An 18529-nucleotide genomic window follows, 5' to 3' on the forward strand; every position below is an offset into this window, starting at 1 on the left:
TCATCCTTCGCGTCGATCCCACGCGAGACTCTCGCGATGGACCGCTTCGAGACGTTGCGCACCGAGCGCGACCACGACGTGCTCGTCGTCACGATCGACAACCCGGCGAGCGAGCTGAACGCCGTCGACGAGCACCTCCACCACGACCTCTGCGAGCTGTTCCGCGGGCTGAAGCGTGAGCGGACGGCTCGGGCGGTGCTGCTGACCGGCTCCAAGCGAGCGTTCAGTGCAGGTGGCGACTTCGCCTGGTTCCCCAAGCTGCGCAACGTCGGCGCGCTCGACCAGCTACGTCGCGACGGCAAGCAGCTCATCTGGGACCTGCTCGACGCCGAGCTGCCCATCGTCTGCGCGCTGAACGGCTCGGCCGCCGGGCTCGGGGCATCGGTGGCGCTGCTCTGCGACGTGATCGTGATGTCGAGCGACGCGGTGATCGTCGACCCCCACGTCAACGTCGGCCTCGTCGCCGGTGACGGCGGCACGGCCGTGTGGCCGCTGCTCATCGGCCCACTCGCGGCCAAGCGGCACCTGCTGCTCTCCGAGCCGTTGACAGCCGAGGAGGCGCTGCGGCTCGGAGTCGCGGCCGAGGTGTGCGACCCGGTGCACGTCGCCGAGCGATCGTTGGAGTGGGCCCACCGACTGGCGGCCCAAGCGCCGCTCGCCGTGCGGGGCACCAAGCAGGCGATCAACGCCCACGTGAAGCGCGCCCTGCTCGACAGCTTCGACGTGTCGACGGCGATGGAGATCCCGTGCTTCTTGAGCGAGGACCACGTCGAGGCGCTGGCCGCGATCCAGGAGCGCCGCCGGCCGCGGTTCGAGGGCAAGTGAGGATGGACGCGAAGTCGATGCCCGTGATCGACGCGCTGATGACCACGCGGGCCATCCGCCGGTTCACCGACGAGGCGGTCTCCGAGGAGGAGCTGTGGACCTGCCTGCGCGCGGCGCAGCAGGCGCCGAGCGGTGGCAACGTGCAGCCGCAGCAGTACGTCGTTGTCCGTGACCCCACCGTGAAGGCCCAGCTCGCCCGCTGGTACCGGGCGGCGTACGACCGCTACGAGGCCAGCCTGCCCGAACCCACCGGGTTCCGCGACGTGGCGGCGGCCGAGTCGTGGCGACGCACCCGCGACGCCTCCCGGCACCTCGCCGACCACCTGGAGGACGCCCCGGCGATCGTGCTGTTCCTGCAGCCGCGAATCCCGTGGACCCCTGCCGACGCAGAGGGGGAGATGGACATCGGCCGCCTCGATGCCAGCGTCTATCCGGCGGTGCAGAACTTCTGCGTCGCAGCGCGCGCGCTCGGCCTCGGCACCGCGCTCACGACGGTGGTCCGCATCCACACCGCGGAAGTGCTCGCGCTGCTCGGGGTGCCAGGCGCGCCGGACGGCGAGGCCCGCTTCGAGATCGCCGCGCTCGTGCCGGTGGGGCGCCCGGTGGGGAGCTTCGGCGTTGCGCCCCGCAAGCCGGTGGAGGCCGTCACCCACTGGGACCACTGGGCCGCCAAGCGCCGAGGCGGAGCTACCGTGGATTCATGACAGCACCGGCCATCGCTTCAGTCGCCGAGATCGTTCGTGTGCACGGCACGCAGCGTCCGGAGCACACCGCGCTCGTGCTCGGCGAGCGGCGCATGCCGTGGGCCGAGCTGTACGAGCGGGCACAACGCGTGGCCAACGGACTCGCGGCCGAGGGTGGCGTCGGCCCGGAGGACCGGATCGGGTTCCTCGACAAGAACGGGATCGAGCACTTCGAGGCCTTCTACGGTGCCGCCCTGCTGAACGCGGTGTGCGTCGACGTCAACTGGCGGCTCGCCGCCCCCGAAGTCGAGTACATCTTGAACGACGCGCAGGTGAAGGTGCTCGTCGTCGGGGCGGAGTTCGTCCCGATCCTCGACGCCATCGCCCCGAACCTGGTGACCGCCAGGTTGGTGCTCGTCATCGGAGCTCACGACGGGTACGAGAGCTGGGACGACTGGGTCGCCCGCCAGCCGGCCGGAGACCCGGGCATCACCGCGTCACTGGACGACGTCGCGTTCCAGCTCTACTCGAGCGGCACAACCGGTCGCCCGAAGGGCGTGATGCTGACGAACTCCAACTTCTTCGGACTGCTGCCGATGGCCGAGGAGATGTGGGAGCTCGACGCGGACTCGGTGAACCTGGTCGCCATGCCGCTCTTCCACATCGGTGGCGGAGGGTGGGCGACGGCGGGCATGTACCTCGGTTGCACCAGCGTGATCCTGCGCGAGCTCGACCTCGCCGAGCTGGTCCGCCTGTTCGGGGCGGAGCGGATCACCCACGCGTTCTTGGTACCCGCCGTGCTGCAGTTCATGCTGATGCTGCCCGGCGTGGAGGACGCCGACTTCTCCAGCCTGCGGGTGTTCGCGTACGGCGCCTCGCCGATCAGCGAGGACGTCCTCAGCCGCAGCGTGAAGCTGCTCGGGTGCAAGTTCTGGCAGGTCTACGGGCTGACCGAGACCACCGGGACGGTGGTCAACCTGCCCCCGCAGGACCACGACCCCGACGGGCCGAACAAGCACCGCTTGCGCAGCTGCGGGCTGCCCGGGCCCGGGGTGGAGCTGCGCATCGTCGCCGCGGACGGCACCGAGGTGCCCGGCGGGGAGATCGGCGAGATCTGGGTGCGCTCGCCACAGGTGATGCGCGGCTACTGGAACATGCCCGAGGAGACGGCCCAGGCGATCACCCCCGAAGGCTGGTTCCGCACCGGCGACGCCGGCTACCTCGACGCCGACGGGTACCTGTACATCCACGACCGGGTCAAGGACATGATCGTCTCCGGCGGCGAGAACATCTACCCGGCCGAGGTCGAGAACGCGCTGATGGGGCACCCCGCTGTGGCCGACGTCGCGGTGATCGGGGTGCCCGACGACAAGTGGGGCGAGACCCCGAAGGCGATCGTGGTGCGGGCTCCGGGCACCGATCCGACTCCGCAGGAGCTGATCGAGTACTGCCGCTCGCAGCTCGCGAAGTACAAGTGCCCGACGACCGTCGACTGGGCCGACGTGCTGCCGCGCAACCCGAGCGGCAAGGTGCTGCGCAAGGATTTGCGCGCCCCCTACTGGGAGGGCCGCACCCGCCAGGTGAACTGATCCTCCTCGCCCGGTGTGACGCATGCTCGCCCGTGTCGCGGTAATCGGGACCTAGGTCCCTTACACCCAGGCGTGCCCAGCCCGGACAATCGCCGAACGGGCGCAGGCTCGCTTCACGAGGGGATGGGGGTTCAATGACGGTGCACCGCACCTACGACGCCGTCGTCATCGGCGCCGGCCACAACGGTCTCTGTCTGGCCGCGTACCTGGCCCGCTCGGGCCTGCGCACGGCGGTGGTCGAGCGCCGGCACGAAGAGGGCGGGGGAGCGAACACCGAGGAGCCGCTGCTGCCCGGGTTCCGCTTCAACCTCCACGCCCAGTACATGGAGTTCTTCGACATCATGCCGATGGTCAAGGACTTCGACCTCGAATCGCTCGGGCTGCGCACGGTGATGCCCGAGGCCCAGGCCGGCATCGCGTTCGGTGACGGGCGGCCGCCGATCGTCTTGCACCGCCCCGACCTGCTCGATCGCACCCACGCCAGCATCGCCCGCTACTCCAAGTCCGACGCCGACACGTACGTGGAGCTGAAGAAGCGGGCGATGATGCTGGAGCAGATGCTCGCCGTCGGGCTGTACAACCCCCCGGCGCCGGCAGACCCGGCTGCCCAGGAGATGCTGGTCGAAGCCGCGTTCGGCGATCTCGGCGTCTCGGGCCACTTCGTCGCCAAGTCGGCGAAGAACGTCATCGACGAGCTGTTCGAGTGCCCGGAGCTGCGCGCGCTCATGTACCGGACCACCGTCGAGTGGGGCTACCCGGTGGACACCGCCGGGATGGGCGCCGGCTTCCTGACGTTCGTGATGTGGACGATGGGCAACTGGAAGCTGGCTCTCGGCGGCACCCATACGCTGGCCAAGGCGATGACGCAGGCCTGCTACCGCGAGGGCGTCGACCTGATCGAGAACACCGCCGTCGAGAGCGTGCTCGTGGAAGACGGCCGGGCGGTCGGGGTCAGCACGCGCAGCGGCGACATCCGCGCCGAGGTCTGCGTGGCGTCGAACGCCGACCTGCAACAGACGATGCTCGACCTCGTCGGCAAGGATCACCTGTCCGATCTGTGGAGGAAGCGTTCCGAGGCCTTCCGCTACGGCCCGAGCCATGTGCTCGGCACGCCGATGTTCTGCCTGATCGACGCACCGCGTTACCTGTCCGCGCGCCACGATCCGGAGATCGACCGCTGCTTCTACACCGTGGTCGGCTTCGACGGGCCCGTCGACATGGCGCACTACATCCGCGACTCCTACGGCGGCAGGTTGCCCGAGCCCGGCGCCGGGACGTGGGTGAACAGCCTGTGGGACCGCTCCCAGGCGCCGCCCGGACGGCACGCGGCGACCGGCTGGTACTTCTTCCCACCGGCCAGCGCGCTGAGCGCGCAGGAATGGACGGAGGTGCGCGAGACCTACAACGACCGCTTCCTCGCCAAGTGGCGCGAAGCCGCGCCGAACATGACCCCGGCGAACGTGCTCGCCCATCGGCTGTACACGCCGGACCAGATGGAGCACAAGAACAAGATGCGCGAGGGCGACTTCTCGAACGGCGAGTTCGCCCCCGACCAGCTCGGGACGAACCGCCCGTTCCCAGAGGCGTCGAACTACCGCACCGAGATCGAGGGTCTCTACCTGTGCGGCCCCTCGGCATACCCAGGCGGCGGGATCCACGCCGCCTGCGGCTACAACGCGTACAAGGCGATCGCCGCCGACCACCAGCTCGCCAGCCCCGTCGTGAGCGAGCGGGGCTACTGATGCCCGACGCCTACAGCTCCGAGTGGTACGAGGCCGTGCGCGCGGCGATCAACACCCGCGTGGCGACCATGTCGTCGTTGCCGGAAGGCACCTGGCACGTGGCGGTCGACATCGAGGGCGACGGCGTGTCGCCCTACGTCAGTGATGCCGGTTCGAGGCACTTCCTGATCCGGATCGAGGACGGCCACTGCGCCTGGTACCGCGAAGAAGACGGTCCGGCGCAGAGCAGTCCCGAGCTGCGCCTCGACTACCGCTTCGTCGGCCCCGCCGCCGTGTTCGACGACATCGTCGCCGGCCGAATCGACCCGATCGACGCCGCCCTGCGCGGCAACATCAAGGTGAAAGGTGACATGCGCTTCTTGATGCGCCAGGCCGAGCACGTGCAAGTGCTCCTCGACGCGTACGTGAACGGTGTCGACACCAACTGGCCGAAGGGGGCGCCTCCCTATGCGTGACACATGCGACGTGATCGTCATCGGTGCCGGCCACAACGGGCTCACCCTCGGCGCGTACCTGGCCCGCAGCGGGCTCGACGTGCTGGTGCTCGAGCGCCGCCACGAAGAGGGCGGCGGATTGTGCACCGAGGAGCTGACCGGTGCCGGCTTCCTGCACAACATCCACGCCAACTACCACACGTTCGTCGACCTCGCCCCGCCCGTACGCGACCTCGACGTACGCGGGCACGGTGTCGAGTACGTGCGCCCCGAGGTGCAGATGGCGTCGATCTTCGACGACGGCACCGCGTTGACCGTGCACACCGACCTCGAGAAGACGATTGCGTCGATGGCCCGCTTCAGCGAGCGCGACGCCGAGACGTTCCGTCGCCTGCACGCCGAGGCCCACGGCTACGTCGAGCTTCTCCTCGGAACCCTCATGTACCAGCCGCCGATGTCGGTGAAGGAGCTGACCAGGGCTCTCGCCGCCTTCGGCGTGGAAGACCGCTCGGAGTTCTTGTCGGTGAAGCTGCGCCGGGAGACGATCAACGACTTCCTCGACCAGCACTTCACCCACCCGAAGGTGAAGGTGCACCTCGCGTTCCACGCGGCCGTGTGCGGGTACACGAACGACGTCGCCGGCCTGGCGATCGGCTTCCCGTTGCTGATCGGGAAGATGGACAACTGGCACCTGTGCGTCGGCGGCTCCCACCGCCTCGCCCACGCGCTGTGGCGGGATCTGGCCCAGCACGGCGGCGTGATGGTGAGCGACGCCGAGGTGGCCACGGTGGTGGTCGAATCGGGCCGCGCGGTGGGGGTGCAGCTCACGAGCGGCGAGCAGATCACCGCCCGGCGGGCGGTGTGCTCGACGGTGGCCGTGGAGCAGACGTTCCTCGACTTCGTCGACCCGAGCCACCTGAGCGCCGAGTTCCGCGAGCGTGTCGCTACCAAGGTGGTGCACAAGGACTGGACGTTGTTCTCGGTCCACGCGGCGATGAGCGCACTGCCCGAGTACGAGGCGGCGGCGTTCGATCCCGACGTGAACCGGGCCTGGGTGGTGAACCTCGGCTACGCCTCGCCGGCCGACCTCGACGTCGACTGGCGCCTGATCCGCGACGGCAAACTGCCCGATCCGCGCCCGAACGCGGCGGTGAACTCGCTCTACGACCCCACCGACGCACCGGTGGGCTACTACACCGGGCTGCTGCGCCAGTTCGCCCCCTTCGCGGTGAACGGGGCAGGAGCCGGGGAGTGGGAGACGCTCGGGCGGTGGTACGGGCAGCGATGCCTCGACGCCTGGCGCTCGTTCGCCCCCAACCTCACCGGCGACGTCATCCTCGACTGGGTGCCGTTCACACCCCTCGACATCTCCCGCAAGATGGTCAACATGATCGGCGGCGACTGGATGATGGGCGAGGTGTCGCTCGCCAACATGCTCGACCAGCGGCCGTTGCCCGAGCTCGGCCAGTACCGCACCCCGATCGAGGGCCTGTACATGGCCGGGTCCACGCAGCACCCCCACGGGTTCATCACGTTCGGCCCGGCGTACAACGCGCTGCAGATAATCGCCGACGACCTCGGCATTGATCCCTGGTGGAGAGACGTGTGAGAGATGCTCCCGCCGTCGTGCTGTCCGACGGCGACGAGTCCTCCGGCTTGGCGACGATGCTCGCCGAACTGCTGGAGGCGAACTTGCGCGACTTCCGTGGCCGGCGGAGGGTGGCGACACTCGTGCGCGGCGACGTCGTGCTCACGGCTGCCGATCGCGCGATGTCGGTGACGCTCTCGTTCGGGCCGGACGTGATCGCGGTCCGCGACGGCGCCGAGCCCGGCGCGGCCGAGGTGGCCGCTCCGTGGCTCTCGATGGCCAGGGTGTGCAGCGGCACCGTGTCACCGTTCACCGCGTGGCGGGCGGGTGAGCTCGAGGTGCACCGCCTGCGCGGCACGCCGATCATCGCGGGCGCGTCGTTCGTGCTCTCGGTGCCGCGCTCGTTCTACGACGCGGCAGATGGTGTCTCCGGTGCCGGCCGACGGTGGTCGTCGCCGCGGACACAGGCGGCATTGGTGGTGGGCGGGGTCGCCGTGCTCGGCGGCGGCGTGGTGCTGTGGCGCCGGCGTGCACGCCGCATCGTTCGACGGTGAGCCTCGACCTAGGGCATCATCGACGTCTGATGGGCACGACCACCACCGCTTCCTCGCCGCCTCGCTACACGATCATCTCCGCAGACACGCATGCCGGCGGCAGCCATGCGATGTACAGGGAGTACCTCGACCCTGAGTGGAGAGACGACTTCGACGAGTGGCGCAGCGCGTACAAGAACCCGTTCAGCGACCTCGGCGACTATCGCAGGCTGCGCAACTGGGACGACGACCTGCGCAACTCCCAGCAGGACGCCGACGGCGTCGCCGGCGAGGTGATCTACCCGAACACCGTGCCGCCGTTCTTCCCCAGCTTCGTGTTGTTCGCCCCGCCCCCGACGCCCGAGGAGTACCCCCGCCGCCGGGCGGGGATCCACGCCCACAACCGCTGGATGGTCGACTTCTGCTCGCGGTTCCCCGAACGGCGCGCGGGCATCGGCCAGATCTTCTTGAACGACGTCGACGACGCGATCGCCGATGTCGAGTGGATCAAGGAGCACGGTCTGCGCGGCGGGATCCTGCTACCTACGGTTCCCCCCGACGTCGACTGGGTCAAGCCGCTCAACCACCCCGACTACGAGCGGCTGTGGCGGGTCTGCGAAGAGCTCGAGGTGCCGGTCAACTGCCACGGTGGGACCGGCTCGCCGAAGTACGCGATGGTGCCGTCGTCGGCGGTGATCATGCTCGCCGAAGTGGCCGTGTACTCCCGCCGGCCGCTGCTCTTCCTGTTGCTGTCCGGCGTCTTCGAGCGGTTCCCCAGGCTGAAGTTCGTGATGACCGAGCAGGGCTGCTCGTGGCTGCCGCCGCTGCTCGAACAGCTCGACCGGATCCTCGCCGAGATCCGCGCCAACGGCGCCGTCGGCGAGCTGCGCTTCAAGCCCGATCAGGTGTTGGAGCGGTCGGCATCGGAGTACTTCCGACAGAGCGTGTGGATGGGCGTGAGCTTCCCGATGCGTGACGACGTCGAGGTCGCGCGCAGCACGGTCGGCCTGGACCACTTCATGTGGGGCAGCGACTTCCCCCACGACGAGGCCACCTCGCCGTTCTCGAAGGAGAGCCTGCGCCAGCTCTTCCACGACTGGCCGGAGGCCGACCTGCGCAGGATCCTCGCCGAGAACGCGGCGCAGCTCTACGACTTCGACCTCGACGCGCTGGCGCCGCTCGCGGCACGGGTGGGCCCGACGGTGGAAGAGATCGCGACGCCGCTCACCGAGCTCCCCGAGGGCGCGAACGCTGCGCTGCTGCGCAACGCCGTCCCGGCCTGAGCGCGGACCGTCCCGAGCGCGCTACTTGCCGATCGACCACTTGATGGTGGCCACCGCGAACCCGATCAGCAGCGCGGCGATCGCCCGTGCCGCCGCTTGGGCGAGCGTCTTGCCGCCCTTGCGGGTCTCGTAGAACACGAGCACACCGATGAACAGCGCCGCGGACAGCCGGCCGGCGAGGTAGTCGAAGTCGGCCGGCACCACCAGGACGGCAACCGTGGCGATGACCGCCAGGAACACCGCCATCACCATCTGCGCGTAGAGCAGCTCACCGGCGGTGTGGTGCGAATCGGGATCGTGGACCAGGCGGGTCGCCAGCAAGATCGCGAACCAGTGCGCGAGGGCGAGTCCGAAGGTGGTGCCCCACACCACCCAGAACACCTGCAGGTTGCTGTGGTCTCTGTGGTCGTTGCCCGTCATCAGTGCCGCGAGCAGCGCGATCGACACGTAGAAGCCCATCGTGTCGGCCTCGCGGCGCAGGGTGAGGTCCTTGCGGACGCGGTCGACGACGCCACGCCAGCCCTTCCGGTAGGCGAGCGTGTCCGCAGGCGGCATCGGCGTCGAGACTAGGACGCCGGGCCCGTCGCGGTGGAGTTACTCGCGAGCACGCCTCCGACGAACGTGGCCGCGACGAGGTCGACCCCGGGCCTGTATACGAGCTCGATCGGGCTCGCGGCGTCGAGCACGACCAGGTCGGCCCGGGCTCCGGGAGCGAGGTGGCCGATGTCGTCGCGACGCAGCGCGACAGCCCCGCCCTTCGTCGCCGACCAGATCGCTTCGTCGACGGTCATGTGCATCTCGCGCACGGCGAGCGCCAGGCAGAACGGCATCGAGGTGGTGAAGCTCGAACCGGGGTTGCAGTTGCACGCGAGCGCCACGACCGCGCCGGCATCGAGCAGCTGGCGGGCGTTTGGGTACGGCTGACGGGTGGAGAAGTCCGTCGCCGGGAGCAGCGTCGCCACCGTCGAGCCAGACGCCAGGGCGTCGACGTCGGCGGGTGTCAGGTAGGTGCAGTGGTCGGCGGACGCGCACCCGAGCTCGACGGCAAGCTGCACGCCGGGACCGTGCCCGAGCTGGTTCGCGTGCAGCCGGGTACCGAGGCCGGCCGCTCGTCCCGCTTCGAGCACCGACCGACACTGGTCGGCATCGAAGGCACCCCGCTCGCAGAACGCGTCGATCCAGCGCGCGAATGGCGCGCAGGCGTCGAGCATCGCCCCGGTGACCAGCTCGACGTACTCCCCGGTGCGCCCCGCCATCTCGGCGGGCACGACGTGAGCGCCGAGGAACGTCGTCTCTGCGCTCAGCTCTGCCGCGATGCGCAGGGTGCGGGCCTCGTCCACGACGTTCAGCCCGTATCCGGACTTCACCTCGATCGTCGTCGTGCCCGAGCGGTGCGCCGCCGTGAGCAGTCGTCGCGCGCGGGTCGCCAGCTCGTCGTCACTCGCTGCCCGGGTGGCCTCGACGGTGGTGAGGATGCCGCCCGCGGCGTACGGCTGGCCGGCCATGCGAGCGGCGAACTCCTCGGCGCGGTCGCCGGCGAACACGAGGTGGCTGTGGCTGTCGACGAACCCGGGGATCACGGCGGCGCCGCCGACGTCGACAGCTCGGTCGGCGGCCGGCGGCGCACCCGTGCCGAGTGCCGCGACCCGGCCACCAACGACCACGAGCCAGGCATCGCCCAGCTCACCGAGCAACCCGCGTCCGAGCGACGGGTCGTTGGTGACGAGGGTGCCGATGCCGGTGAAGACCGTCACGCCCATGCTGCCTCGACCGCTGCGGCGAGGGCCTGGGGCACGTCGATGTGCACGTGCCGGCCTTCGCGGACCATCACCCGCCCGCCGACGACGACGTGGTGCACGTCGGCTGCACATGCTGCGAACACGGTCGACGCGACCGCGTCGGTTGCTTGCGTGGCGGCGAGGCGCACCGAGTCGAGGGAGACGGTGGTCAGGTCCGCCAGCGCCCCGGGCGCGATCCGGCCGGCTTCGGCCCAGCCGAGGCCGGCGTGGCCGTGCACGGCGGCGGTGGCCAGCAACTCGCCGGGGGCGTGGTTGCCGCGCCGGCCGCTGACGAGGCGCTCGCCGAGCTCGATCGCGCGCATCTCCTCCCACGGGTCGACGACGGCCTGCGAGTCGCTGCCGACGCTCAAGCGGACCCCGGCTGCACGAAGGCGTACCGTCGGGGCGACTCCGTCGGCCAGGTCACGCTCCGTCGTCGGGCAGATGCAGCACGCGCAGGCGGCTGCGCCGAGGTCGGCGATGTCCCGATCGGTGAGATGGGTGGCGTGGACGGCGGTGAACCACTCGCCGAGCGCCCCGGCGGTCGAGAGCACCTGCGTCGGCGTGGCGCCGTACGCGGCGATGCTCTGCTCGTTCTCGGCCGGCTGCTCGCTGACGTGCGCGTGCAACGGGGCGCCTCGGTGCCTCGCCCAGCGCGCGACCACTTCGATCGACGGTGGGTCGACCGCGCGAACGGAGTGCACCGCGGCCCCGATGCGGGTCGCAGCTCCAGCCGAGGGCAGCAGGGCTTCTACACGCTGCGCCCAGGCCGTGGCGTCGCCGTCGCCGAAGCGTTCCTGGGCGGGCGACAGCTCTTGTCCGATGCCGCCGTGCAGGTAGCAGGTGTCGAGCAGCGTCAGCCGGATGCCCGCCGCTGCGGCTGCGTCGATCAGCGCGAGCCCCATCGCGTTGGGGTCTGCGTACGGCTTCCCGCCCACCGCGTGGTGGAGGTAGTGGAACTCGCCGACGGTCGTGTACCCGGCGAGCAGCATCTCGGCGAACGTCGCCCTGGCCAGCTCGTGCAAGGTGTCGGGATCGAGGCCCGCGGCGAGCCGGTACATCTCGTCGCGCCATGTCCAGAACGTGCCCTGCCCGCGGTGGGTGCGGCCGCGCAACGCCCGCTGGAAGGCGTGGCTGTGCGCATTCGCCAGCCCCGGCACGGTGAGCCCGTGCAGGCGCGTCGTGCCGGGTGGCGGCGCGGCGACGCCGGTGACGACGGAGGTGATCCGGTCGCCGGACACACCGACGAGGACCCCTGCGGACACCTCACCCGCGAAGGACGGCGCGTCTTCGAGCCAGGCGAGCTCGCACCAGTAGTCGGTCACGAACCGACGCGCTCCACGAACCGCGTGATCCGTTCCACGAAGGCAGCGCGGTGGAAGCGCTCGAACTGGGCCCACGTCGCGAGAGTGCGCGGGTCGGCGACACGGTCGACGAACAACACCCCGTCGAGATGGTCGCACTCGTGCTGGTAGGTGCCCGCGGTGAGCCCACGGACCACGGCCTCGTGCTGGCCCCCGTCCCGGTCCATGTGGCGGACCCGAACGGTGACGTGGCGCAGTACCGAGCCGCGCAGGTCGGGCACGGACAGGCATCCTTCGTTGATCTCGACCAGCTCGTCGTCGACGGGCTCGATCACCGGGTTGACGACGACGGTGAGCGGGATCGGCGGCTTGTACGGGTAGCGGGGGTTGTGGCCGGCCACCTCGATCACCGCCACGCGCAGCGGCACCCCGATCTGGGGGGCGGCCAACCCGGCGCCGTTCGCGGCGCGCATCGTGTCGACCAGGTCGTCGACCAGCTCCTGCACCTCGGCCGTGGCCAGCTCCGCGGCGGACACCTCACGTGCTCGCTCACGCAGCAGCGGATGCCCGATGGTGAGGATCTCGCGGACGCTCATCCGGAGCCCTCGGTCATCGGCACGCGCACGCCGCGCTCGGCCGCCACCTGGGCGGCCCTCGCGTAGCCGGCGTCCACATGGCGGATCACGCCCATGCCGGGGTCGGAGGTGAGCACGCGGGACAGCTTCTGCTCGGCGAGGTCGGAGCCGTCGGCCACGCACACCATGCCGGCGTGGATCGAGCGGCCGATGCCGACGCCGCCGCCGTGGTGGATGCTCACCCAGGTCGCGCCGCTCGCCGTGTTGACGAGCGCGTTCAGCAGCGGCCAGTCGGCGATCGCGTCGGAGCCGTCGAGCATCGCCTCGGTCTCCCGGTAGGGCGAGGCCACCGAGCCCGAGTCGAGGTGGTCCCGCCCGATCACGATCGGTGCGGACACCTCGCCCCGGCGGACCATCTCGTTGAAGCGCAGACCGACCCGGTGACGTTCGCCGTACCCCAGCCAGCAGATGCGTGCCGGCAGGCCCTGGAAAGCGACGCGTTCTTCGGCGAGGCGGATCCACCGCGCGAGGCCGGCGTCGTCGGGCAGCACCTCGAGCACCGCCTTGTCGGTGGCGGCGATGTCGGCGGGATCTCCCGACAGCGCCACCCACCTGAACGGGCCCTTGCCCTCGCAGAACAGCGGTCGGATGTACGCCGGCAGGAAGCCGGGGTAGTCGAAGGCACGCTCGAAGCCGCCGAGCTTGGCCTCGGTGCGCAGGCTGTTGCCGTAGTCGAACACCTCGGCACCGCGGTCCAAGAACCCGACCATCGCCGCGCAGTGCAGCGCCATCGACGCCCGCGAACGCCGGATCAGCTCCTGGGGCTCCGTGCGGGCGAGCTCGGCCGTCGCCTGTGGCGTGAGGTCGACCGGGACGTAGCTGAGCGGGTCGTGCGCGCTCGTCTGGTCGGTGACCACGTCGGCGGCGAAGCCGAGCTCGAGCAGCTTCGGCAGCGCCTCGGCGGCGTTCGCGAGCAGCCCCACCGAAAGCGCCCGGCGCTCGGCACGCGCGCGCTCGCACCGGGCGACGGCGTCGTCGAGGGAGGTGGCCTGCTCGTCGAGGTAGCGGGTCTCGAGGCGGCGCTCGATGCGGTGCTGGTCGACTTCGACGCAGAGCACGACGCCGCCGTTCATCGTCACCGCCAGCGGCTGGGCGCCGCCCATGCCGCCGAGCCCGGCGGTGAGCGTGATCGTGCCGGCGAGTGTGCCCCCGAAGCTGCGCCGGGCGATCTCCGCGAAGCACTCGTACGTTCCCTGCAGGATCCCCTGCGTGCCGATGTAGATCCACGACCCGGCGGTCATCTGGCCGTACATCGTCAGCCCCATCGCCTCGAGCCGGCGGAACTCGTCCCACGTGGCCCACTCCGGAACCAGGTTGGAGTTCGCGATCAGCACCCGCGGCGCCCATTCGTGCGTTCGGAACACTCCGGCGGGCCTACCGGACTGGACGAGCATCGTCTCGTCGTCGCCGAGGGTGCGCAGCGTGCGCACGAGCGCGTCGAACGCGTCCCACGACCGTGCCGCCCTGCCGGTGCCGCCGTAGACGACCAGGTCGTCGGGGCGCTCGGCCACCTCCGGGTCGAGGTTGTTCATCAGCATGCGCAGCGCGGCCTCCTGCTGCCAGCCACGACAGCTCAGCTCGGCGCCCCGCGGGGCGCGCACCGGCCTGGGTCCGCTCATCGCTGTCTCCCTTCGCTGCACTCCCGCGCGGGCAACCCGCTCACTCCAACATCCCGACGACGTCTTCCACTGCGGCGGTGATCCGTGCCCCGACCACCGCTGCCTCGGCCGCGGCCAGCTCCGGCGCCAGCCAGCGGTCCGGGCCGGCACCTCCGACTCCGGCCGCGCGCAGCGCGCGCAGCGCGGCACCGGTGCCCGGTGCAGGCTGCAGCGGTGAGCGCAGCTCCAGCGCTCGTGCGGCACAGACGAGCTCGCAGGCCACGATGCGCGCCAGGTTGGCCACGGCGCAGCGGAGCTTGCGGGCTGCGCCCCAGCCCATCGACACGTGGTCCTCCTGCATCGCCGAGGTCGGCAGGGAGTCGACGCTGGCCGGCGCCGCGAGGCGGCGGTTCTCGGCCACCATCGCCGCTTGCGTGTACTGCACGATCATCAACCCCGAGTTGACCCCCGCGTCCTCGACGAGGAAGGGCGGCAAGCCGTGGGAGCGGCCGCGGTCGAGCATGCGGTCGGTGCGGCGCTCGGAGATCGCGCCCAGTTCTGCGGCGGCCACGGCGAGGAAGTCGCACACGAAGCCGATCGGGGCACCGTGGAAGTGCCCGCACGACTCCACCCGACCGTCGGCCATCACCGTCGGGTTGTCGATCGCCGAGCGCAGCTCCACGTCGGCCACATTGCAGGCGTGGGCGATGGTGTCGCGGGCCGCGCCGTGGACCTGGGGCGTGCAGCGCAGCGAGTAGGCGTCTTGCACCCGCGGGTCGCCAGTGCGATGGCTGGCGACGATCGCGCTGCCCTGCAAGAGGCGGCGCAGGTTGGCCGCGGACGCCGTCTGGCCGGCGTGGGGTCGCAGAGCCATCAGGTCGGCGGCGAACGCGGTGTCGGTGCCGAGCAGGGCCTCCACCGTCATCGCCGCCGCGACGTCGGCGGTGCGGGCCAGCACACCGAGGTCGTGGAGCGCGAGCACAAGCATCCCCAGCATGCCGTCGGTGCCGTTGATCAGCGCCAGGCCCTCCTTGGCGCGCAACGTCACCGGAGTCAGGCCCGCCGCGTCCAGCGCCGGTCTGCTCGCGCCTTCGCCGATCAGTGCAAGTGCAACATGCGCGAGAGGAGCGAGGTCGCCGCTGGCCCCGAGCGATCCGTGCTCGTGCACCTCGGGTGTGATCCCCGCGTTCAGCAGGGCCAGCAGGCCCTCGACGACGTCGACACGGACTCCGGAGTGGCCCATCGCGAGGGTGCGCGCGCGGAGCAGCATCATCGCCCGCACGACCTCGGGTTCGACGAGTGGGCCCATGCCGGCCGCGTGGGAGCGGATGAGCGCGCGCTGGAGCTCCTCACGGCGCTCGGGTGGGATCACCGTCGTCGCGAGGGATCCGAAGCCGGTCGATACCCCGTACACCGCCTCGAGCGAGTCGGCGTGGGCCTCGACCAGGGCGGCACTACGGGCGATCGCCTCCCGCGCCCCGTCGTCGAGCACCGCCGTGGCACCGGCCCGGGCGACTGCTACGACCTGGTCGGCGCGCAGCCCGTGCGGCCCGATCCGCACGACACCCTTGGCCTCGGTCTCCATGCGCGCCCAATGTAGGTCGCGCCGTGGTCGGGTGCGGTGGGGGGTGCTAGCGGAGCTGGTCGTCGCCGTAGGACCCTGGGTCCTCGACGGGCTCGAGGTGGCTGAGCACGGTGAGGTGGGGGATCGCGCCCTGGAGCTCCCGCTCGAGCACTTCCACCAGGTCGTGGCCGTCGCGCACGGTCCAGGCGCCGGGCACGAGCACGTGCAGGGTGAGGAACCGGCGCTGGCCGGCGACCCGGGAGCGAAGTGCATGGAAGCGCACGCCGCGCGCCGCGTAGCGACCGAGGATGGCGTCGACGACCTCGCGCTCGGCGGCCGGCATCGCCGGATCCATCAGCGAGTGCATCGAACGCCAGACCAGCCTTCCGCCGGTGAGCACGATGTTGAGGCCGACCGCGATGGCGAGCACTGGGTCGAGCCAGCGGAGACCGGTCACCGCGACCAAAGCGATGCCGGCGACCACCCCTGCGGAGGTCCACACGTCGGTGAGCAGGTGTTTGCCGTCGGCGACGAGAGCGAGCGAGTGGTGCTCACGTCCGGCGCGCGTCAACCGCATGCCGACGGCGAGGTTGACGGCGGCGGCGACGGCGCTGACTGCCGCACCTGCACCGACCTGGTCGAGGTCGCGTGGGTCGAGCAGCCGGTCGACTGCCTGCCACAAGATCAAGCCGGCGGCGACGACGATCATCAGGCCCTCCGCACCGGCGGAGAACAGCTCGGCCTTGTCGTGGCCGAACTGGTGCTCGTCGTCGGGAGGCTGCGCGGCGACGCGCAGAGCGACCACGAGCAGCGCCGCGGCGGCGAGGTTGACGCTGGATTCGAGCGCGTCGGAGAGCAGGCCGACCGATCCCGTCATGCGCCAGGCGAGGAGCTTGATCCCCATCGTGACGAGCGCGGCGGTGATCGACAGCCATGCGTATCGGTCGAGCCGGGCGGACACGCGACCGAGTGTCGCGCGCGGCGCACTCGTGCCACGATGGCCGAGTGAGCCTCCCCGACAAGCTCGACGCGCTGCGGTCGGCGCTGGAAGACCTCGGCCGGGTGACCGTGGCGTTCAGCGGTGGTGCCGACTCCGCGTTCCTCGCGGCGTTCGCGAGCGGCGTGCTCGGGGCGTCTCACGTGCACTGCGTGACGGCGGTGTCGCCCTCGCTGGCCGGCGACGAACTGCGTGCCTGCGGCTCGCTCGCCGACGAGTGGGGGTTGCGGTGGACGCCGGTCGCGACCGCCGAGATGGAGCGCGCCGCGTACCGGCGCAACGACGCCGACCGGTGCTACCACTGCAAGCTGGAGCTGATGGAGGTCGTCGGCCCGATCGCCCGGGCCGACAAGGCGACGGTGGTGCTCGGCGTCAACGCCGACGACAACTTGAGCGACCACCGGCCCGGCCAGCGTGCGGCGTTGGAGCAGGGCGCCGTCTTCCCGCTCGTCGAAGCCGGGTTGACCAAGGCCGAGGTGCGCGCCGCGTCCCGCGAGCTCGGGCTGCGCACCTGGGACAAGCCCGCGGCGGCGTGTCTGGCCAGCCGCGTCCCCTACGGCACCCCGGTCTCGGTCGAGGTGCTCTCCCGCGTCGAGCGGGCCGAGTCCGCCCTGCGCAGGCTGGGCTTCGGACAGCTCCGCGTGCGCCACTACGGCGACGTCGCCCGGCTGGAGCTGGACCTCGCCCAGCTCGCCGAGGCGGTGGAGCGCCGGGCCGAGGTGGTCGCCGCGGTGCACGCGGCGGGCTACAGCTACGTGACGATCGACCTCGAGGGCTTCCGGTCGGGAAACCTGAACGGCGCGCTACGGGTGGAGACGGACCCGGAGTCGGAACGTAGGGTGCGCTGAAGAGGAGCCGGTTCGGGCCGGGTCCGCACGGATCCAGGGGGTCAAGACCGTGAAGTTGTCGACGCAGATCAACTACGCCGGTGGGTTCCTAGAAGCGGTCGCCCGGGTGGTCGACATGGAAAAGGCCGGCCTCGACGTGGTGTGGGTCTCCGAGGCGTACAGCTTCGACGCCATCAGCCAGGTCGGCTATCTCGCGGCGAAGACCGAGCGCGTCGAGATCGGTACCGCCATCGTCAACGTGTTCAGCCGTACGCCGGCGCTGATGGCGATGACCGCGGCCGGTTGCGACTACGTCAGCGGGGGCCGCTTCATCCTCGGTGTCGGCGCGTCGGGGCCCCAGGTGGTGGAGGGCTTCCACGGCATGCCCTACGACAAGCCGATGGTGCGGATCAAGGAGTACATCGAGGCTTGCCGGATGATCTGGCGGCGCGAGGTGTTCGAGATGCACGGCCAGACGATCGAAGCGCCGCTGCCGCCGGAGCAGGGAACGGGCCTCGGCAAGGCGTTGAAGCTGATCAACCACCCCGTGCGCGCCGAGATCCCCATCTGGTGGGCGAGCCTGATGGGCCTGAGTGTCGCCGCGACCGCCCAGTACGCGAACGGCTGGCTGCCGATCTTCTTCGATCCCGACAAGTTCGCCGATGTGTGGGGTGACGACCTGCGCAAGGGCCTCGCGCGGCGCGATCCCGCACTCGGCCCGCTGGAGATCTCGGCCGGGGGGATGGTGCTGATCGACGAGAAGCTCACCGGCGGCGCGGAAGACAAGGTGCTCGACTTCGCCCGGCCGATGCTCGCGCTCTACATCGGCGGCATGGGCGCGCGTGACAAGAACTTCTACAACACGATCTGCCAGAAGTACGGCTACGTCGACGAGGCGATCGCCATCCAGGACGCCTACCTCGGTGGCGACAAGGAGAAGGCGGCGTCGCTCGTGCCCGTCGAGATGTTGCGCAACATCAACCTCGTCGGCCCGAGGAGCTACGTGGCGGAGCGCCTCGCCGCGTTCAAGGAGGCCGGCGTGACGATCCTCGCCGTCAACCCTGTGGGACCCGACCCCGTCGCCACGATCGAGACCCTGCGTGAGCTGATCGACGACTGACCGCGTCACCTCGCCCCCCGCCGGGCCGC

The 18529-nt window shown here is 70.7% G+C and carries 17 protein-coding genes; 10 read left to right on the forward strand and 7 right to left on the reverse strand.

What is annotated here, in order from left to right:
* Positions 1-36 precede the first annotated feature (36 nt).
* The 8 genes from IPM43_13295 to IPM43_13330 all read left to right on the forward strand — a co-directional run bounded on the left by IPM43_13295 (position 37) and on the right by IPM43_13330 (position 8677).
* Positions 37-825, forward strand: coding sequence for an enoyl-CoA hydratase/isomerase family protein (locus IPM43_13295; protein ID QQS24369.1), 789 nt, complete (start codon positions 37-39; stop codon positions 823-825).
* A 2-nt stretch (positions 826-827) separates the two neighbouring features.
* Entirely contained in the window at positions 828-1529 is a 702-nt protein-coding gene (locus IPM43_13300) for a nitroreductase family protein (GenBank protein ID QQS24370.1), read from the forward strand.
* On the forward strand, positions 1526-3097 hold the full coding sequence (locus IPM43_13305) for a fatty acid--CoA ligase (protein QQS24371.1): 1572 nt from the start codon (positions 1526-1528) through the stop codon (positions 3095-3097). The genes IPM43_13300 and IPM43_13305 overlap by 4 nt, the downstream gene beginning before the upstream one ends.
* A gap of 134 nt (positions 3098-3231) precedes the next feature.
* Positions 3232-4839, forward strand: a complete 1608-nt coding sequence (locus IPM43_13310; GenBank protein QQS24372.1) for an NAD(P)/FAD-dependent oxidoreductase — start codon at positions 3232-3234, stop codon at positions 4837-4839.
* Positions 4839-5294, forward strand: coding sequence for an SCP2 sterol-binding domain-containing protein (locus IPM43_13315; protein QQS24373.1), 456 nt, complete (start codon positions 4839-4841; stop codon positions 5292-5294). Before IPM43_13310 ends, IPM43_13315 begins: the two co-directional genes overlap by 1 nt.
* The gene (locus tag IPM43_13320; GenBank protein ID QQS24374.1) at positions 5287-6882 is read left to right on the forward strand and encodes an NAD(P)/FAD-dependent oxidoreductase; all 1596 of its coding nucleotides are present in this window, start codon (positions 5287-5289) and stop codon (positions 6880-6882) included. The genes IPM43_13315 and IPM43_13320 overlap by 8 nt, the downstream gene beginning before the upstream one ends.
* Positions 6879-7415 (forward strand): hypothetical protein, encoded by a 537-nt coding sequence (locus tag IPM43_13325; protein ID QQS24375.1) that lies wholly within the window; start codon positions 6879-6881, stop codon positions 7413-7415. The genes IPM43_13320 and IPM43_13325 overlap by 4 nt, the downstream gene beginning before the upstream one ends.
* 29 nt (positions 7416-7444) lie before the next feature.
* Positions 7445-8677, forward strand: a complete 1233-nt coding sequence (locus IPM43_13330; GenBank protein ID QQS24376.1) for an amidohydrolase — start codon at positions 7445-7447, stop codon at positions 8675-8677.
* Positions 8678-8698: 21 nt separating this feature from the next.
* Here IPM43_13330 and IPM43_13335 read toward each other — a convergent pair whose 3' ends face one another.
* From IPM43_13335 to IPM43_13365, 7 genes are read right to left on the reverse strand one after another with little or no spacing between them, the layout of a single operon-like run.
* A complete protein-coding gene (locus tag IPM43_13335; protein ID QQS24377.1) occupies positions 8699-9232 on the reverse strand; it encodes a hypothetical protein in 534 nt (177 codons plus the stop codon).
* A gap of 11 nt (positions 9233-9243) precedes the next feature.
* On the reverse strand, positions 9244-10437 hold the full coding sequence (locus IPM43_13340) for an imidazolonepropionase (GenBank protein QQS24378.1): 1194 nt from the start codon (positions 10435-10437) through the stop codon (positions 9244-9246).
* Positions 10428-11780 carry a formimidoylglutamate deiminase gene (locus IPM43_13345; GenBank protein QQS24379.1) on the reverse strand — a complete coding sequence of 451 codons (1353 nt, stop codon included), beginning with the start codon at positions 11778-11780 and terminating at the stop codon, positions 10428-10430. Before IPM43_13345 ends, IPM43_13340 begins: the two co-directional genes overlap by 10 nt.
* Positions 11777-12355 (reverse strand): peptide deformylase, encoded by a 579-nt coding sequence (gene def, locus IPM43_13350; protein ID QQS24380.1) that lies wholly within the window; start codon positions 12353-12355, stop codon positions 11777-11779. The genes IPM43_13345 and def overlap by 4 nt, the downstream gene beginning before the upstream one ends.
* The gene (gene hutU, locus IPM43_13355; protein ID QQS24381.1) at positions 12352-14013 is read right to left on the reverse strand and encodes a urocanate hydratase; all 1662 of its coding nucleotides are present in this window, start codon (positions 14011-14013) and stop codon (positions 12352-12354) included. The genes def and hutU overlap by 4 nt, the downstream gene beginning before the upstream one ends.
* Before the next feature lie 40 nt (positions 14014-14053).
* The gene (gene hutH / locus IPM43_13360; GenBank protein ID QQS24382.1) at positions 14054-15577 is read right to left on the reverse strand and encodes a histidine ammonia-lyase; all 1524 of its coding nucleotides are present in this window, start codon (positions 15575-15577) and stop codon (positions 14054-14056) included.
* A 46-nt stretch (positions 15578-15623) separates the two neighbouring features.
* A complete protein-coding gene (locus tag IPM43_13365; GenBank protein ID QQS26465.1) occupies positions 15624-16460 on the reverse strand; it encodes a cation transporter in 837 nt (278 codons plus the stop codon).
* Positions 16461-16489: 29 nt separating this feature from the next.
* Between IPM43_13365 and larE the strand changes: the two genes are divergently transcribed.
* Entirely contained in the window at positions 16490-17401 is a 912-nt protein-coding gene (gene larE / locus IPM43_13370) for an ATP-dependent sacrificial sulfur transferase LarE (GenBank protein ID QQS24383.1), read from the forward strand.
* 49 nt (positions 17402-17450) lie between these two features.
* On the forward strand, positions 17451-18500 hold the full coding sequence (locus IPM43_13375) for an LLM class F420-dependent oxidoreductase (GenBank protein ID QQS24384.1): 1050 nt from the start codon (positions 17451-17453) through the stop codon (positions 18498-18500).
* Positions 18501-18529 lie beyond the last annotated feature (29 nt).

This window comes from Actinomycetota bacterium (assembly GCA_016700055.1).
In the GTDB taxonomy this organism is placed as follows: Bacteria; Actinomycetota; Acidimicrobiia; order Acidimicrobiales; family Ilumatobacteraceae; genus Kalu-18.

What these genes read in the sequence shown, in the direction of transcription:
- IPM43_13295 (QQS24369.1), top strand. Translation starts at nt 37, where the DNA reads ATGGACCGCTTCGAGACGTTGCGCACCGAGCGCGACCACGACGTGCTC.
- IPM43_13300 (QQS24370.1), top strand. Translation starts at nt 828, where the DNA reads ATGGACGCGAAGTCGATGCCCGTGATCGACGCGCTGATGACCACGCGG.
- IPM43_13305 (QQS24371.1), top strand. Translation starts at nt 1,526, where the DNA reads ATGACAGCACCGGCCATCGCTTCAGTCGCCGAGATCGTTCGTGTGCAC.
- IPM43_13310 (QQS24372.1), top strand. Translation starts at nt 3,232, where the DNA reads ATGACGGTGCACCGCACCTACGACGCCGTCGTCATCGGCGCCGGCCAC.
- IPM43_13315 (QQS24373.1), top strand. Translation starts at nt 4,839, where the DNA reads ATGCCCGACGCCTACAGCTCCGAGTGGTACGAGGCCGTGCGCGCGGCG.
- IPM43_13320 (QQS24374.1), top strand. Translation starts at nt 5,287, where the DNA reads ATGCGTGACACATGCGACGTGATCGTCATCGGTGCCGGCCACAACGGG.
- IPM43_13330 (QQS24376.1), top strand. Translation starts at nt 7,445, where the DNA reads ATGGGCACGACCACCACCGCTTCCTCGCCGCCTCGCTACACGATCATC.
- IPM43_13335 (QQS24377.1), bottom strand. Translation starts at nt 9,232, where the DNA reads ATGCCGCCTGCGGACACGCTCGCCTACCGGAAGGGCTGGCGTGGCGTC.
- IPM43_13340 (QQS24378.1), bottom strand. Translation starts at nt 10,437, where the DNA reads ATGGGCGTGACGGTCTTCACCGGCATCGGCACCCTCGTCACCAACGAC.
- def (QQS24380.1), bottom strand. Translation starts at nt 12,355, where the DNA reads ATGAGCGTCCGCGAGATCCTCACCATCGGGCATCCGCTGCTGCGTGAG.
- hutU (QQS24381.1), bottom strand. Translation starts at nt 14,013, where the DNA reads ATGAGCGGACCCAGGCCGGTGCGCGCCCCGCGGGGCGCCGAGCTGAGC.
- hutH (QQS24382.1), bottom strand. Translation starts at nt 15,577, where the DNA reads ATGGAGACCGAGGCCAAGGGTGTCGTGCGGATCGGGCCGCACGGGCTG.
- IPM43_13365 (QQS26465.1), bottom strand. Translation starts at nt 16,460, where the DNA reads ATGGGGATCAAGCTCCTCGCCTGGCGCATGACGGGATCGGTCGGCCTG.
- larE (QQS24383.1), top strand. Translation starts at nt 16,490, where the DNA reads ATGCGTATCGGTCGAGCCGGGCGGACACGCGACCGAGTGTCGCGCGCG.